The 16,345-nt window shown below is 77.1% G+C and carries 1 protein-coding gene; it reads right to left on the bottom strand.

Annotated features, from left to right (window positions below):
* Positions 1 to 71: 71 nt before the first annotated feature.
* Positions 72 to 16,304 carry a type I polyketide synthase gene (locus tag ACZ3UD_RS34050; RefSeq protein WP_465596697.1) on the bottom strand — a complete coding sequence of 5,411 codons (16,233 nt, stop codon included), beginning with the start codon at positions 16,302 to 16,304 and terminating at the stop codon, positions 72 to 74.
* Between the last annotated feature and the right edge of the window lie 41 nt (positions 16,305 to 16,345).

Here is a 16,345-nt window from a genome sequence, read left to right as displayed (position 1 = left end):
ATCCTCGCAGTTCGGAAGGGTGGTACGGGTCCGTGGAACGGCCCCGGGGCGGACGGCCCCGGGGCCGGTCCTCAGGCGAGTCCGAGCTCGCGGTCGATCAGGTCGAACATCTCGTCGTCCGTGGTGTCGTCGAGCGCGTCGTCCGGCCCGTCGGCGACCGCGGGCGACTCGGTCGCGTCGCCGTCGAGCCGCCACTGGAGGCTCTTGAGGCGGGCGAGGAGGCGGGTGCGGGAGTCGGCGTCCAGTTCGGTGGCGCCGAGCGCGCTCTCCAGCTCGTCGAGTTCGGCGAAGACGGGCCGGGCGGGCGCCGCGGTGCCGGTGGGCGCGCCGACCAGGTCGCGCAGGCGCCCGGCGAGGGCGGTGGGCGACGGGTGGTCGAAGATCGTCGTGGTGGGCAGCCGCAGGCCGAGTTCGGCGCTGAGGCGGTTGCGCAGCTCGACGGCGGTCAGGGAGGACATGCCGAGGTCGAGGAAGCCGCGCTCGGGTTCGACGGCCTGGGGCGAGCCGTGGCCCAGGACGGCGGCGAGGTGTCCGACGACGACGTCCAGCAGCAGCTTTTCCTGCTGGGCGGCGGCGAGGCCGGGCAGCCGGTCCAGGACGCCCCGCTCACCGGTCGCCGTGCTCCCGGCCGGGCCCGCGGCCGTGCGCCGGACGGCGCGGCGGGGCGCGAGCTCGGCGAAGAGCGGCGGAGCCCCGGCCGTGGCGAGGGCGTGCCGGTCGAGCCGGATCGGGGCCAGGTGCGGTCGGTCGACGCCGCTCGCGGCATCGAGCAGGGCGAGGCCCTGGACGGCCGTGAGCGGCAGCATGCCGGAGCGCGCGAAGCGGGCGATGTCCACGGCGTCCAGCGTGGACGTCATTCCACTCGATTCTCCCCAGTATCCCCACCCGAGGGAGACGGCCGGGCGGCCTTCGGCGCGGCGGCGGTGGGCGAGGGCGTCGAGGAAGGCGTTGGCGGCGGCGTAGTTGGCCTGGCCGGGGCCGCCGGCCGTGGCGGCGAAGGAGGAGAACAGGACGAAGGCGGAGAGGTCGAGGTGACGGGTCGCCTCGTGGAGGTTCCACCCGGCGTCGACCTTGGGGCGCAGCACCTCGGAGAGCTGGTCGTCCGTCAGGCTTTCGAGCAGTCCGTCGTGCAGGACGCCGGCGGCGTGGACGACGCCGGTGAGCGGGTGCTCGGCGGGGACGGTGGCGAGGAGCGCGTCGAGGGCGGCGCGGTCGGCGGTGTCGCAGGCGGCGACGCGGGCGTCGCCGCCGAGGGCCGCGAGGTCGGCGAGGAGTTCGGCGGCGCCGGGGGCGTCGGGGCCTCGGCGGCCGGTGAGCAGGAGGTGGCGCACGCCGTGTTCGGTGACGAGGTGGCGGGCGACGAGGGCGCCGAGGGTGCCAGTGCCGCCGGTGATCAGGACGGTGCCCGCCGGGTTCCAGGACCATGCCCGGCCGTCCACGGATTGGTTCACCGGGCGCAGCCGAGGTGCCGTCACCTCGCCGCCGCGGACGGCCAGGCGCGGCTCGTCGGGGACGGCGAGGGCGGCGGGCAGGGCGGCGTCGGAGGCCGGGTCACCGTCGAGGTCGACGAGGAGGAAACGGCCGGGGTTCTCGGACTGGGCGGAGCGGATGAGTCCGTGGGCCGCCGCCTGGGCGAGGACGGTGGCGTCGGTGGAGGGGGCCGCGGCCTCGGCGCCGTGGGTGAGCAGGGCGAGGCGGGCGTCGGCGAGCCGGGGCTCGCCGAGCCAGGCGCGGGCGAGGCCGTGGGCGGCCCGGACGGCGCGGTGCGCGGCGGTGACAGGGTCGCCGCCGTCGGCCGCGGCGAGGCGGTGGACGACGGTGGCGGGTGCGGGTTCTCCGGCGTCGAGGGCGGCGGTGAGGTCGGCGAGGTCGGCGTGGGCGCGGGCGCCGAGGGCGGCGGCGAGCGCGTCGTCGCCGAGGACGGCCGTGTCCCCGAGGTCAGCGGCAGAGACCGCGCTCCTGGGTGTCGGGGCCCACTCGACCGCGTAGAGCGGCTCGGCCGCCCGGGCGAGGTGCTCGGCCTCGATCGGGCGGACGGTGACGGCCTCGGCGGTGAGCACGGGGGCGCCGGCCGCGTCGGCGGCGGTGAGCGCGTGGCTGCCGCCGGCGGCCGGGGTGAGCCGGACGCGGAGCAGGGCGGCGCCGGTGGCGTGGACGGTGACGCCGCGCCAATCGGCGGGCTGGGCGGGGTCGATGCCGCCCGGGAGGGCGGCGAGCAAGGGCTGGAGCAGCCCTGGGTGGACGCGGAAGCCGGCCGTCTCGGTGCGGTGCTCCTCGGGCAGGGCGACTTCGGCGAACAACTCGTCGCCGCGCTGCCAGCGCGCGACGACGGTGCGGAAGCGCTCGCCGTACTCGGTGCCGTCCGGCTCGGCGGCCAGCGCGCGGGCACCGGCGGGCGGCCATTTGGTCAGGACCGAGCCGTCGGCGCCGCCAGTGATCACAGTGCCAGTGATCAGAGTGCCGGTGGTCAGAGCGCCGGTGGCGTGGCGGGTCCACGGGGTGTCGTCGGGCGCGCCGGTCGGGCGGGCGTGGACGGTGAGGGCCCGTCGGCCGTCGGCGTCGGCGGGTCCTGCGGTGAGCTGGAGGTCGACGGTGCCGTGGTCGGGCAGGGTCAGCGGGCTGAGCTCGGTGAGCTCGGCGACGATCGGGCAGCCCGCCTCGTCGCCGGCCCGCACGGCCCAGTCGAGCAGCGCGGTGCCCGGCACGACGGCGGTGCCGCGCACCCGGTGGTCGGCCGTCCACGGGTGCGTCGTGGTGCCGATCCGGCCGGTGAGCAGCACGGTGTCGGCGTCCGCGAGGCGGACGGCGCGGTCCAGCCCGCAGGGTTCGAGGGGCGCGCCGGTACGGGCGGCGTCCTGGGCGAGCCAGTAGCGGCGGCGCTGGAAGGCGTAGGTGGGCAGGTCGACGGGCCGGCCGCCGGCGAGGGCCGGGCGCCAGTCGATCCGTACGCCGCGCACGTGGGCCTCGGCGAGGGAGGTCAGCAGCCGGGCCGGACCGCCGTCCTCGCGCCGGACGGTGCCGAGCACGACGGCCTGGGCGCCCGCGTCGGCCGCGGTGTCCTCGACGGCCATGGCGAGCACGGGGTGCGGGCTGCATTCGAGGAAGGCGTCGTGGCCCTGGGCGAGCAGGGCGCGGACGGACTCCTCCAGGCGGACGCTCTGCCGCAGGTTCCGGTACCAGTAGCCGGCGTCGAGCGGGGTGTCGCCGAGCCAGTCGGCGGTGACGGTGGAGAAGAACGGGATGCGGGCCTCGCGCGTGGTCAGTCCGGCGAGTTCGGCGCGGAGGGTCTCCTCGATCCGCTCGACCTGGGCGGAGTGGGAGGCGTAGTCGACGGGGATGCGCTTGGCCCGGACGCCGTCGCGGGCGCAGCCGGCCAGGAGGTCGTCGAGGGCCTCGGTCTCGCCGGAGACGACGACGCCGGACGGGCCGTTGGCGGCGGCCACCGAGATCCGGCCGCCGTAGGGCTCGATGCGGGCGAGGACGTCGGCGTGGGACTGCGGCACCGACACCATGCCGCCGTGGCCGGAGAGGCCGCGGGCGATGGCCTGGCTGCGCTGGGCGACGACCTTGGCGCCGTCCTCCAGGGAGAGCGCGCCGGCCACGCAGGCGGCGGCGATCTCGCCCTGGGAGTGGCCGAGGACGGCGGCGGGGGTGACGCCGTGGACCTGCCAGCAGGCGGCGAGCGCGATCATCGTGGCCCACAGGGCGGGCTGGGCGACGTCGACGCGGTCGAGTGACGGCGCTTCGGCCCCACCGCGCAGGACGGCTTCGAGGGACCAGTCCGTCCAGGGGGCGAGGGCCTGTCCGCAGGCGGTGATCCGCTCGGCGAACTCCGGTGAGGCGTCGAGCAGTTCGGCGCCCATGCCGGCCCACTGGGAGCCCTGGCCGGGGAAGACGAGGACGACCCGGCGGTCGCGCCCGGCGCCGTGCCGGCCGGTGACGACGCCCGGGGCGGGCGTGCCGTCGGCGAGCGCGGCGAGTCCGGCCCGCAGGTCCTCGGTGCCCGTGCCGACGACGGCGGCGCGGTGCTCCAGCAGGGCCCGGCCGGTGGCGAGGGAGTGGGCGAGGTCGAGCGGCGCGGCGGCGCTGGCGTCGAGGTGGTCGAGCAGGGCGCGGGCCTGGCCGCGCAGGGCCTCGGCGCTGCGGGCGGAGAGCAGCCAGGGCAGGGCGGGGCGCTCGGGCGCGGGGGCCGGCTCGGGCTGCTGGTCGGGGGCCTGTTCGAGGATCACGTGGGCGTTGGTGCCGCTGAGGCCGAAGGAGGAGACGCCGGCGCGGCGGGGTCGTCCGGTGGCGGGCCAGTCGCGGGCCTCGGTGAGCAGGTCGACGGCGCCCTCCGTCCAGTCGACGTGCGTGGTGGGCCGGTCGATGTGGAGGCTCTGCGGGAGGGCGGCGTGCCGCAGGGCGAGGACGGTGCGCATGACGCCGGCGACGCCCGCGGCGGCCTGGGTGTGGCCGAGGTTGGACTTCACCGAGCCGACGAGGAGCGGGTGTTCACGCTCCTGGCCGTAGGTGGCGAGGAGCGCCTGGGCCTCGATCGGGTCGCCGAGGCGGGTGCCGGTGCCGTGCGCCTCGACGGCGTCGACCTCGGCGGGCGTCAGACCGGCGTCGGCCAGGGCGGCCCGGATCACCCGCTGCTGGGACGGGCCGTTCGGGGCGCTGAGCCCGTTGCTGGCACCGTCCTGGTTGACGGCCGAGCCGCGCACGACGGCCAGCACCGGGTGCCCGTTGCGCCGCGCGTCCGAGAGCCGCTCGACCAGCAGCACGCCGACGCCCTCGGAGAAGCCGGTGCCGTCGGCGGCGTCGGCGAAGGGCTTGCAGCGGCCGTCGCGGGCCAGGCCGCGCTGGCGGGCGAAGTCGACCGGGATCATCGGCGTCGACATCACGGTGACGCCGCCCGCGAGGGCGAGCGTGCACTCGCCACCGCGCAGCGCGCGGACCGCGAGGTGGAGCGCCACCAGGGACGACGAGCAGGCGGTGTCGACGGTGACCGCCGGGCCCTCCAGGCCGAGGGTGTAGGCGACGCGGCCGGAGATCACGCTCGCGGCGTTGCCGGTGCTGACGTACGGCGCGGCCTCGTCGGGGATGCGGGCGACCCGGTCGAGGTAGTCGCTGGAGGACAGGCCGGCGAAGACGCCGGTGCGGCTGCCGCGCAGCGTGCCGGGGTCGATGCCGGCGCGTTCCAGGGCCTCCCACGAGGTCTCCAGGAGGAGCCGCTGCTGCGGGTCCATCGCGAGGGCCTCATTGGGGCTGACGCCGAAGAAGGCGGCGTCGAAGCCGGCGGCGTCGGCGAGGAAGCCGCCCTCGCGGGTGCGGGAGGAGTCGGGGTGGTCGGGGATGCCGTCGTAGAGGCGGTCGAGGTCCCAGCCGCGGTCGGCGGGGAAGGGGGCGATGGCGTCGGTGCCGGCGGACAGCAGGGTCCACAGGTCGTCGGGGGTCGCGACGCCGCCGGGGAAGCGGCAGGCCATGCCGACGATCGCGATCGGCTCGTCGGCGGCCTGGAGGGTCGCACCGTCCGCGGTCGCCCCGCCGGTGCCGGTGAGGCCGTCGGCCAGGTGCCCGGCGAGGGCCCCCGGGGTGGGGTGGTCGAACACGAGGGTCGCGGGCAGCCGCAGGCCGGTCGCGGTGTTGAGGCGGTTGCGCAGTTCCACGGCGGTCAGGGAGTCGAGGCCGAGGTCGCGGAACGGCCGCGTGGCGTGGACCTGGTCGGCCGAGGAGTGGCCGAGGACGGCCGCGGTGCAGCCGCTCACCAGGTCGAGCAGCTCCGCGGCGCGGTCGGCCGCGGTGAGCCCGGCGAGGCGGGCGCGCAGCCCGTCGGCGGCCTGGCCGCCCTGCGCGGTGCGGCGGGCCGGGGCACGCACCAGGGAGCGCAGCAGGGCGGGGAGTTCCGCCGCGCCGCGCGAGCGCAGGGCGGCGGTGTCGAGGCGGACGGGGACCAGGAGGGCGCGGTGGTCGGCGACGGCCGCGTCGAACAGGGCGAGGCCGTCCGGGGTGCTGAGGGTGAGCGCGCCGGACTGCTCGGCGCGGGCCCGGTCGGTGACGCCGAGGTGGGCGGTCATGGTGCTGGCCTGTGCCCACAGGCCCCAGGCGAGGGCGGTGGTGGGCAGGCCTGCGACACGGCGGTGCTGGGCGAGGGCGTCGAGCCAGGCGTTGGCGGCGGCGTAGTTGCCCTGGCCGGGCGAGCCGAAGACGCCGGCGGCGGAGGAGAACAGGACGAGGTCGGCGAGGTCGAGTCCGCGGGTGAGCTCGTGCAGGTGGCGGGCGGCGTCGGCCTTGGGGCGCAGCACGGCGGCGAGCCGGTCGGCCGTCAGGCCTTCGACGACGCCGTCGTCGAGGACGCCGGCCGCGTGGACGACGGCGGTGAGCGGGTGCTCGGCGGGCACGGCGGCCAGCAGGGCGGCCAGGGCGTCGCGGTCGGCGGTGTCGCAGGCGGCGACGGTGACCTCGGCGCCGAGGGCGGTCAGCTCCTCGGCGAGGGCCGCCGCGCCGGGGGCGTCGGGGCCGCTGCGGCCGGCGAGCAGCAGGTGCCGCACGCCGCGCGCCGTGACCAGGTGGCGGGCGAGTTCGGCGCCGAGGGTGCCGGTGCCGCCGGTGATCAGGACGCTGCCGTCGGCGTCCCAGGGGCGCGGGACGGTGAGCACGATCTTGCCGGTGTGCCGGGCCTGGGCCATGTACCGGAAGGCCTCGCGGGCGCGGGTGACGTCCCAGCAGGTGAGCGGCAGGGGACGCAGCGCGCCCTGTTCGAACAGCGCGACCAGGTCGGCGAGCATCTGGCCGATCCGCTCGGGTCCGGCCTCCTGGAGGTCGAAGGCGCGGTAGCGGGCGCCGTCGTGGGCGGCGGCGACCTCGGCGGGGTCGCGGACGTCGGTCTTGCCCATCTCGATCAGCCGTCCGCCGGGCCCGAGGAGGCGCAGCGAGGCGTCGACGTACTCCCCCGCGAGGGAGTTGAGGACGACGTCCACGCCTTCGCCGCCGGTGGCGGTGCGGAAGCGCTCCTCGAAGTCGAGGGTGCGGGAGGAGGCGACGGCGGTGTCGGGCAGGCCGTCCGCGCGCAGCAGGTGCTGCTTGGCCTCGCTCGCGGTGCCGTAGAGCTCGGCGCCCCAGAGGCGGCCGAGCTGGGTGGCGGCCATGCCGACGCCGCCGGTCGCGGCGTGGACGAGGAGGCGTTCGCCGGCCTGGAGGTCCGCGAGGTCGCGCAGGGCGTAGTAGGCGGTGAGGAAGGCGACGGGGGCCGAGGCGGCCTGGGCGAAGGTCCAGCCCCGCGGGACGCGGGCGAGCAGGCGGTGATCGGTGACGGCGAGCGGACCGAACCCGCCCGGGACCATGCCCATCACGCGGTCGCCGACGGCGAGTCCGGTGACGCCGGGGCCGAGTTCGCGCACGACGCCGGCCGCCTCGGAGCCGAGGAAGCGGGCGCCGCCCGGGTACATGTCGAGGGCGTTGAGGACGTCGCGGAAGTTGAGGCCGGCGGCGCGGATCTCGATGCGTACCTCGCCCTCGGCGAGCGGCGCGGCCGCGTCGGGGCTCGGCAGGAGTTCGAGGTCGTCGACGGTGCCCTTGGTGCGGATGTCGAGGCGCCACGGACCGTCGGGCACGGGCAGCGGCTCGGCGGTGTGGGCGCGGGCCAGGCGGGGGGCGTGGGCGGTGCCGTGGCGCAGGGCGAGCCGGGGTTCCCCGGTGGCGAGCGCGGCGGGCAGAGCGCGCCAGGAGGCCGGGTCGTCGTCCAGGTCGGCGAGGACGATGCGGTCGGGGTGCTCGCTCTGGGCGGAGCGGACCAGGCCGTGGACGGCGGCGGCGGGCAGGTCGTGGACGTCCTCGGCGGGGTCGGCGGCGACCGCGCGGCGGGTGGTCACCAGCAGGGTGGCGTCGGGGCGGTCGTCGGCGAGCCACGTCTGGAGGACGGCGAGGGCGCGTTCCAGGGCGTCGAGCGGTTCGTCGCCGCTGAGTTCGACGAGCGTGGCGTCCGTGTCGGCGCCTTCGGTGAGGGTGACGCCCGCCTCGGCGAGGGCCGCCGCATGGGCGGGCGGCTCGCCGAGGACGGTCCAGCGGGCGGGGGCCGACCCGGGCTCGGGGAGGGGCAGGGCCGGCCAGTCCAGGTGGAAGAGCGCCTCGCGCGCCACCCGGGCGTCCGGGTCGAAGGCGCCCTCGGCGAGCGGGCGCACGGCCAGCGCCTCGATGGCGGCCACCGGGCGGCCGGTCGGGTCGGCCATCGCGACGGACACCGTGTCGGGCCCGGCCGGGGTGAGCGTCACCCGCAGCGCGGTGGCCCCGGCGGCGTGGAGCGTGACGCCGGTCCAGGAGAACGGCAGCCCGGGGCGGCCCGCCAGCGGGCCGAGCCCGGCCGGGTGCAGGGCGGCGTCGAGGAGGGCGGGGTGCAGGCCGTAGCGGGCGGCCTCGGCGCGGGCCGGCGCGGGCAGCTCGACCTCGGCGTGGACGGCGGCACCGAGGCGCCAGGCCGCGCGGACGCCCTGGAAAACCGGACCGTAGCCGTAGCCCTGCTCGCGCAGGCCCGGGTAGAAGCCGCCGACGTCGATCGGCTCGGCGCCGACCGGCGGCCAGGCGGCGGACGCCGGCGCGGGCTCGGGCTCGGCCCCGGCGGGGGCGACGCTGCCGTCGGCGTGCCGGGTCCAGGCCTCGGGCGCCTCCGCGTCGGCCGGGCGGGTGTGCAGGGCGACCGGGCGCCGGCCCGTGTCGTCCGGGGCGCCGACCTCGATCTGCACCTGAAGCGCGGCGCGCTCGGGCAGCAGGACGGGCGCGTGCAGGGTCAGTTCCTCGACGCGCCCGCAGCCGAGCTCGTCGCCGGCCCGGACGACCGCCTCGACCAGCGCGGCGCCGGGCACCACGACGGTGCCCGCGACGGCGTGGTCGGCGAGCCACGGGTGGGTGTGCAGCGACCAGCGGGCGGTGGCCACCAGCCCGCCACCCTGGGCGAGTTCGACGGCGGCGCCGAGCAGCGGGTGCTCCGGCGCGGCCAGCCCCGCGGTGGTGACGTCGCCACCCGTCCCGCCCGGGCGCGGCCAGTAGCGCTGCCGCTGGAACGGGTAGGTCGGCAGCTCCGTGGCGCGCGCGCCGGTGCCGGCGAACAGGAGGTCCCAGTCCACCCGGGCGCCGTGGTTGCGCGCGTCGGCGAAGGCGAGCAGGAAGCGGCCGGGGCCGCCCTCGTCGCGGCGCAGCGTGCCGAGGGCGGCGGCGGGCAGGCCGCTGTCCTCGATCGTCTCCTGGACACCGGTGGTCACCACGGGATGCGGGCTGACCTCGACGAACACCCGGTGACCCGCGGCCAGCAGGGTGCGGGTGGCCTGCTCGAACTCCACGGTGTGGCGCAGGTTGCGGTACCAGTAGGCGGCGTCCAGCCCGGCGGTGTCGATCACGGAGCCGGTGACGGTCGAGCAGAACGGGACGTCGGCGCTGCGCGGGGCGATCGGTGCGAGGAGGTCGAGCAGCTCGTGCTCGATGCGTTCGACGTGCGCGGAGTGCGAGGCGTAGTCGACGGGGATGCGGCGGGCCCGCACGCCGGTCCGCTCGCAGTCGGCGATCAGCTCCTCCAGGGCCTCAGGGTCGCCCGAGACCACCACCGAGCCGGGGCCGTTGACGGCGGCGACATAGACACGGTCGTCCCAGCGCACGAGGCGCTCGCGGACGGCGGCGACCGGCTCGGCCACCGAGACCATGCCGCCGAGGCCCGCGAGCCGCCGGATCGCCCGGCTGCGCAGGGCGACGACGCGGGCGGCGTCGTCCAGCGACAGGGCGCCCGCCACGCACGCGGCGGCGATCTCGCCCTGCGAGTGGCCGAGCACGGCGGCCGGTTCGACGCCGTGCGCCCGCCACAGTTCGGCCAGCGACACCATGACGGCGAACAGCACGGGCTGCACGACGTCGACCCGGTCGAAGCCGGGCGCACCGGGCTCACCACGCAGGACGTCCGCCGCCGACCAGTCGGTGTACGGCTCCAGCGCCGCCGCGCACTCGGCGAAGCGCTGCGCGAACACCGGCGCGGTGTCGAGGAGTTCGACCGCCATGCCGGCCCACTGGGAGCCCTGGCCGGGGAAGACGAACACCGGTGCTCCCTCCCCCGCGGCCCGGCCCTCCAGGACGGCGGGGGTGGCGCGGCCTTCGGCGAGCGCGTCCAGACCGTCCAACAGCCCGGCCCGGTCGGGCGCGACGACGGCGGCCCGGTGCTCCAGGGCGCTACGGGTGGTGGCGAGGGAACGGGCGACGTCGTCGAGGGCGGGCTCGGCGGCACGGACGTGGGCGGCGAGGCGGCGGGCCTGCCCGCGCACGGCCTCGGGAGTACGGGCGGACAGCAGCCAGGGCAGCGGGCGGGCGGCGGCCGGGTGCTCGGGCAGCGGCTCGGGCGTGGGGGCCGCTTCGAGGATCACGTGGGCGTTGGTGCCGCTGACGCCGAACGAGGACACGCCGGCGCGCGGCGGCCGTCCGGTCTCGGGCCAGGGCCGGGCCTCGCTCAGCAGCTCGACGGCGCCGGCGGTCCAGTCGACCTGCGCGGTCGGCTCGTCGATGTGCAGGGATTTCGGGAGCTCGCCGTGCTGCATCGCGAGCACGGTCTTCATCACGCCGGCGACTCCGGCGGCGGCCTGGGTGTGGCCGAGGTTGGACTTCACCGAGCCCAGGAGCAGCGGGAGTTCGCGGTCCTGGCCGTAGGCGGCGAGGAGCGCCTGGGCCTCGATCGGGTCGCCGAGGCGGGTGCCGGTGCCGTGTGCCTCGACGGCGTCGACCTCGGCGGGCGTCAGACCGGCGTCGGCCAGGGCGGCCCGGATCACCCGCTGCTGCGACGGGCCGTTGGGCGCCGTGAGGCCGTTGGAGGCGCCGTCCTGGTTGACGGCGGAGCCGCGCACGACGGCGAGGACGGGGTGCCCGTTGCGCCGCGCGTCCGAGAGCCGCTCGACGAGCAGCACGCCGACGCCCTCGGCCCAGCCCGTCCCGTCCGCAGCGGCGGCGAACGGCTTGCAGCGGCCGTCGGGGGCCAGGCCGCGCTGGCGCGAGAACTCGACGAACACCTGCGGCGTGGACATCACCGTCACGCCGCCCGCGAGCGCCAGCGAGCACTCGCCGCGGCGCAGCGCCTGGGCGGCCAGGTGCAGGGCGACCAGCGAGGAGGAGCACGCCGTGTCGACGGTGACGGCCGGGCCCTCCAGGCCGAGGGTGTAGGCGACTCGGCCGGAGATCACGCTCGCGGCGTTGCCCGTCATCACGTGCCCGGCCACGCCCTCCCGGGCCGCGTCCAGCAGCACCTGGTAGTCCTGGAAGTTGGAGCCGACGAATACGCCCGTCCGTGATCCGTGCAGCGCCCCGGGGTCGATGCCGGAGCGCTCGACGGCCTCCCAGACCGTCTCCAGCAGGAGCCGCTGCTGCGGGTCCATCGCGAGGGCCTCGCGCGGGGAGATCCCGAAGAAGGCGGCGTCGAAGTCGGCCGGGGCGGCGAGGAACGCACCTTCGGAGACGTAGCTGGTGCCCTCGTGGTCAGGGTCCGGGTGGTGCAGGCGGTCGGTGTCCCAGCCCCGGTCGGCAGGGAACGGGCCCACCGCGTCGCGGCCCTCGGCGAGCAGTCGCCAGAGGTCCTCCGGCGACTCGATGCCGCCGGGGAAGCGGCAGGCCATCGCGACGATCGCGATCGGCTCGTCGGCGGCGACGGCGGGGGCGGTGAACGTCTCGCCCGCGGCCGTGCCGGCCAGCTCGGCGCGCAGGTGTGCGGCGACGGCGGCCGGAGTCGGCTGGTCGAACAGCAGAGTGGCGGGCAGGCGCAGACCGGTCGCGGCGGTGAGGCGGTTGCGCAGCTCGACGGCGGTCAGCGAGTCGAAGCCGAGGTCCCGGAACGCCCGGGCGGCGTCGACGGTCGCGGTGGAGGCGTGCCCGAGGACGGCGGCGGCCTCGGTGCGGACGAGCTCCAGCAGCAGGCGCTCCTGCTCGTCGGCGCTGCGGCCGCGCAGCTGATCGGCCAGCGGGGATGCGGTCGTCGTCGGGGCGATGCCCTGGTGGACCGCGCGACGCACCTCGGGCAGGTCCGCGATCAGCGCGCTCGGACGGGCGGCGGTGAGCACGGGGGCGAGCGCGCTCCAGTCCACGTCCGCCACGGTGAGGCCGGAGGCATCCGCAAGCAGGGCCCGACTCAGCGCGGCGACCGCCCGCTCCGGGTCCATCGGGGCGAGCCCGCTGCGCCGCATCCGCCCGGTGAGGCCCGGGTGGTCCCCCGCCATGCCGCCCCCGGCCCAGGGGCCCCAGGCGATGGCGGTGGCGGGCAGCCCGGCGGCGCGGCGGTGCTCGGCGAGGGCGTCGAGGTAGGCGTTCGCGGCGGCGTAGTTGGCCTGGCCGGGGTTGCCGAGGACGCCGGTGATCGAGGAGAAGAACACGAACAGGGCGAGGTCGTGCCCGGCCGTCAGCTCGTGGAGGTTGCGGGCGGAGACGGCCTTGGCGCGGAGTACGGCGTCGAAGCGGTCCGCCGTGAGGCTCTCCAGGACACCGTCGTCGAGGACACCGGCGGCGTGGACGATGCCGGTCACCGGGTGTTCGGCCAGCAGGGCGGCGAGCGCGTCGCGGTCGGCGACATCGCACGCGGCGACGGTGACGCGGGCACCGAGGGCGGCCAGCTCGTCGCTCAGCTCCCGCGCGCCGGGGGCCTCCGGGCCACGGCGCCCGACGAGCAGCAGGTGCTCGGCCCCGGCGGACGCCAGCCAGCGGGCGACGTGGGCACCGAGAGCGCCGGTGCCGCCGGTGACGAGGACGGTGCCTCGGGGGGCGGTCCAGCCGGCTGGGGCGACGGCCGCCGCGCGCCCGTCCGTACCGGTCGCGGCCGCGCGGGTCGACTCCGCCGGCAGGTGGCGGCGAGTCAGGCGGCGGGCGTAGGCGCCGGAGCCGCGCAGGGCGAGCTGGTCCTCGGCGGTCTGGGCGAGGAGACCGGCCAGGCGGACGGCGGTGCGGGCGTCGGGGGCGGCGGGCAGGTCGATCAGCCCGCCCCAGCGCTGCGGGTGCTCCAGTGCGGCCACCCGGCCGAGGCCCCACAGCTGCGCCTGCTCCGGCTCGCGCACCCGGTCGGCACCCTCGGCGGCGACGGCGCCCCGGGTGAGGCACCAGAGCCTCGCCGGACCGCCGGCGGCCTCCAGGGTGCGCAGCAGCTCGACGGTCGCGGGCAGGTAGCGGGGCACGAGGTGGTGGTCGGGGTGCGGGCGGCCGTCGGCGGCGAGGAAGGAGAGGACTCCGGCGACCGGCTCTGCGGAGCCGTCCGCGAGCAGGGCGTCCACGTCCTTGACCCGCGCCACGCGCTCGATCCGCAGGCCCCGGTCGGCCAGGGCGTCGAGGACGGCGGCGGGCCAGTCGTCCGCCGCGCCCGCCGCGCCTTCCGGCCCGACGGCGAGCCAACGGCCGGACGGGACGGTGTCGGTGAGGCCGCGTACGGGCGCCCAGGACGTCCCGTACGTCCAGCCGTCGAGCGTGGCCAGCAGGCGCCGCTGCCCGCGCCAGGAAGCCAGGACCGGCAGCAGGCGGTCGAGCGAGGCCTCGGCGGCCTCCTCCGCTATCCCGAGCACCGCCGACGCCTCCCGCAGGTCGCCGGCCTCGACGGCGGTCCAGAACGCGTCCTCGACCGGGTCGGCCGAGGGCGCGCCCGCATCGCGGTGCTGGAGCTCGGGCAGCCAGTAGCGCTGCCGCTGGAAGGCGTACGTCGGCAGGTCGACGCGACGGCCGCCGGACCCGGCGAGCACCGCCGCCCAGTCCGGGCCCGCGCCGCGCACGTGCAGGCGGGCGAGGGCCGCCAGGACGCCCGGCTCCTCGGGACGGTCCTTGCGGAGGACGGCGGCCAGGACCGCGTCGGCGGGCAGCGACTCGGCCGCCATGGCGGTGAGCACGCCGTCGGGGCCGAGTTCGAGGAAGCGGGTGGCGCCGGCGGCGTGCAGGGTGCGGACGCCGTCGGCGAAGCGGACGGCCTCGCGGACGTGGCGCACCCAGTAGTCGGGCGACGTCGGGCCCTCCGCCAGGTCGCCGGTCAGGTTGGAGACCAGCGGGATCGAAGGAGCGTTGTACGTCAGCCCGTTGAGGACGGCGCGGAAGTCCGCCAGCATCGGGTCCATCAGCGGCGAGTGGAACGCGTGCGAGACGCGCAGCCGCGTCGTCCTGCGGTCGGCGAAGTGCGCGCGGACCGCCTCGACGGCCTCCTCCGTACCGGAAACGACGACGGAGGTCGGGCCGTTGACGGCGGCGATCGACACGAACTCGTCCAGCAGCGGGAGGACTTCGTCCTCCGTCGCCTGCACGGCGAGCATCGCGCCGCCCTCGGGCAGCGCCTGCATCAGACGGCCGCGAGCACTGACCAGCGTGCAGGCGTCCGAGAGCGAGAACACCCCGGCGACGTGCGCCGCAGCCACCTCGCCGATCGAGTGCCCGGCCACGAACTCCGGCCGCACGCCCAGCGATTCGAGCAGCCGGTAGAGTGCCACCTCGACGGCGAACAACCCGGCCTGGGCGTACTCCGTCCGGTTCAGCAGCTCCGCGTCCAAGCCCCAGACGACTTCCCGAAGCGGCAGATCCACCGCCGCGCACACCTCGTCGAAGGCCTCCGCGAACGCTGGGAAGCGCTCGTACAACTCCCGCCCCATCCCCAGCCGCTGCGTCCCCTGCCCGGAGAACAGGAACGCCGTCGCCCCCTTCTCCGCCGCGCCCGTCACGAGGCCCGCTCCCCCGCCCCCGGCCGCCAGGGCGTCCAGGGCGCGCAGTCGCTCCTCCAAGTCGGCCGCGACGACGACCGCCCGGTGCGCCATGGCCGTCCGGCCGGTGGCCAGGGAGTACGCGACATCGGCCGGGTCGAGCGGTCCGCGCGTCCGGAGGTGGGTGGCCAGGCGTCCGGCCTGGGCCCGCAGGGCCGTCTCGTCGTGCGCCGACAGCACCCACGGCAGCGCCGCCCCGGGAACCACATCAGGAGCGATGTCCCCGACGGGCTCCGCCGGCGCCGCCTCCAGCACGACGTGCGCGTTGGTGCCGCTGACGCCGAAGGAGGACACCGCCGCGCGCCGGGGCCACGCGTTGGCGGGCCATTCCCGGGCCTCGCCCAGCAGTTCGGCGGCGCCGGCGCTCCAGTCGACGTGCGGGGTCGGGGCGTCGAGGTGCAGGGTGCGCGGCAGCAGGCCGTGCCGCATCGCGAGCACCGTCTTGATCACGCCGGCCACGCCGGAGGCCGCCTGGGTGTGGCCGGTGTTGGACTTCAACGCGCCGATGAGCACCGGACGTTCGCGGTCCTGCCCGTATGTCGCGAGCAGCGCCTGCGCCTCGATCGGGTCGCCGAGCCGGGTGCCCGTGCCGTGCGCCTCGACGACGTCCACCTCGCCCGGCGTCAGACCGGCGTCGGCCAGGGCGGCCCGGATCACCCGCTGCTGCGAGGGGCCGTTGGGCGCCGTCAGCCCGTTCGAGGCGCCGTCCTGGTTGACGGCGGAGCCGCGCACGACGGCCAGCACCGGGTGGCCGAGGCGCTGCGCGTCGCAGAGCCGCTCGACGAGGAGGACCGCGGCGCCCTCGCTCCACGCGGTGCCGTCGGCCGCCGCCGCGAAGGGCTTGCACCGGCCGTCGGCGGCGAGGCCGCCCTGCCGGGAGAACTCGGTGAACATCTGCGGGCTGGACATCACCGTCACACCGCCCGCGAGCGCGAGCGTGCACTCGCCGCGGCGCAGCGACTGGACGGCGAGGTGCAGGGCTACGAGGGAGGAGGAGCACGCGGTGTCGACCGTGATGGCCGGGCCCTCCAGGCCGAGGACGTAGGAGATGCGGCCGGAGGCGACGCTGACGGTGTTGCCGGTCAGGAGGTGTCCGGCGGCGGTCTCGGCGACCTGGCCGCCGGCCGTGGAGGCGCTGTCGTAGCCGCCGTGCCCGGTGCCGACGAACACTCCGGTCGGGGTGCCGGTCAGCGTCCCGGGGTCGATGCCGGCCCGTTCGACGGCCTCCCAGGCGGTCTCCAGGAGGATCCGCTGCTGGGGGTCCATGGCCAGGGCCTCGCGCGGGGAGATGCCGAAGAACTCGGCGTCGAACTCGCCCGCGTCGTGCAGGAATCCGCTCTCGCGGGAGGTGACGGCGCCCTCGGGCAGGTCCCAGCCGCGGTCGGCGGGGAAGGCGGAGACGGCGTCGACGCCGTCGCGCACCAGGTCCCAGAGTTCCTCCGGGGAGGCGACCCCGCCCGGCAGCCGGCAGGCCATGCCGACCACGGCGATCGGCTCCCGGTGCTGCTCGGTCGCCTCGCGGAGCCGCTCGCGGGTCTCGTGGAGGTCCGCGATCGCCCGCTTCAGGTAGTCGCGGAGCTTGTCTTCGTTCGACATCGGGACGTCAACCTCTCCGGGGGTCTGCCAGGGAACGCCGT

It is taken from the genome of Kitasatospora sp. NPDC023118 (assembly GCF_055560875.1).
Note: the sequence above shows the minus strand (reverse complement) of the source record. Positions and strands in the feature narration are given on the sequence as shown.